1 protein-coding gene is annotated in these 1,695 nt (G+C 61.5%); it reads right to left on the bottom strand.

What is annotated here, in order from left to right; translation table 11 throughout:
- Positions 1-798 precede the first annotated feature (798 nt).
- Complete coding sequence (locus MLGJGCBP_RS47495) at positions 799-1,392, bottom strand: hypothetical protein (RefSeq protein ID WP_236581210.1); 594 nt, start codon at positions 1,390-1,392, stop codon at positions 799-801.
- Positions 1,393-1,695: the final 303 nt, after the last annotated feature.

Below are 1,695 nucleotides of genomic sequence, written 5' to 3'. Positions count from 1 at the left end.
CCGACTACCGTGAGACACCGGTCCTCGCTGAGGCCGGAACCAGATAGCCGAGCCTCCGTAGAACCCGGGGCGATTCACGTCGTCGAAGAACCAGAACATGAACACGCTGATTCCACCGAGACCTGGATAGAACCAGTTGTAGTCAGGCAGGTTGCCGATCATGTCAGTACCGCCAGTCCATCCATGCTTGCAACAATGGCTGCCATAGGTGCTGAGTCGGCGTCAAGACGTGCAGGCTGAACCAATCGGCCATATCAGTAAGTAGCCCGAACATTACGAACCACCACCGATCTGGCTGAACAGCAGTCTGGTACCGATTTCAACGATGTTCCAGGGCCACAGCCACAGGGTGTTCATGATGGCCCCTCAGAGCTGGTTAAACCAGTTGGCGAAGTTGACGTACCAAACACCCGGAGGCCAGATCGGGTCACCGAACACTGGTATGTCGAACACATTGCCGATCATGACTGTCTCCTGGTCCTCCCGACCTGCCTGACTATCGCTGACGGAGTGACCGCCGTTACTCCCCGAGGGCTGAGAGATGCCCCAACCCGAAGGACAACGCATGACACACAACTGGGGCTCAGGCGACCCCCGAACCAGCACCGCCGCATGGCGCAGACTCCGCCGAACCATCCTCGAACGCGACAACAAAACCTGCACCACATGCGGACAACCAGCCACCGAGGTAGACCACATCCGCAACACCAAAGCCGGTGGCACCGACCACCCAGACAACCGGACCAGCACATGCCGCACCCAGGCGAGTCTCAAGGAGCGCTGTTGCCGGTGCCCCTTTCAGAGGTTGCCGCTCACTCTCAACAAGACCCTCTCGCCACAACCTGCGGAGAGTATCGACGCGTTCTGCCGAGTGTCCGTGATCGGTGGGGCTTCTCCCGTTCGCGGGCCGCCCGCGACTGGGTGCGTTCGGTTCGTCCATTCGGTCAGAGCGCGGGCGATCCAGCATCGCGCTACCGCGGAGTCCGCCGCACAGGCGGCGAGGGACTCGAATGCCAGCGCTATCGCGACTGTGAACTCGGGGTGCGTTTCGTCGATGCATTCGAGTGCGATGTCGTTCGCCGCCGAAAGTGCCAGATAGGTGGCCTCTGAACTGGTTACGGCCGAGCTGTGGGCCAATCTCTCCGTGGCCTCGTACGCCGCGCGCCACGCATCGGGGCTGAGCGCCTTCGTTTCCGATGTTCGGCACATACCGGCGACGCGCTCAAGTGCGTGGAATACATCATCGCCGGCGGCCTGGAGCCTGCCGGTCAAGCCCCAGCCTGAGTCGAGCACGTCGGCGAACCAGCACCAGCGAGCGAACTCGTGCGCGTCTTCGAGCGCGAGTTCAACGGTTCCGGACGCCAGCTGCATCACTGCATCGGCGACCGACATCTCGTTGAGAGCGGAAGAAAATGACTCATGCATGATCGTTTCCCGTCTCCGTGTCCCGCGAGTGGGACGTGAGGATCAAGCGCAGGGTTGAAACCTGTTGTGGTAATTGCCAAACGCCGCACTGCGGAGCGTGCACGACCGAGTCCCACCGAGGTCAGAGCGTTGTCAACCAGCACTCGACGGCGCGCATGGCAGCGTCGGTTGGATCGGCGAGGTCGACCGCAGTGGTGAGGTTGCCCCTCGGGAGTGGACACCGGATTTCATGCGGCGACTGACAGCGTAGACGACGCGATGAGTCGTTGT

Source organism: Rhodococcus sp. T7, from assembly GCF_009872365.1.
In the GTDB taxonomy this organism is placed as follows: Bacteria; Actinomycetota; Actinomycetes; order Mycobacteriales; family Mycobacteriaceae; genus Rhodococcus_F.
The sequence above is the reverse complement of the archived record's forward strand: the minus strand, read 5'-3'. Positions and strand labels throughout refer to the sequence as shown.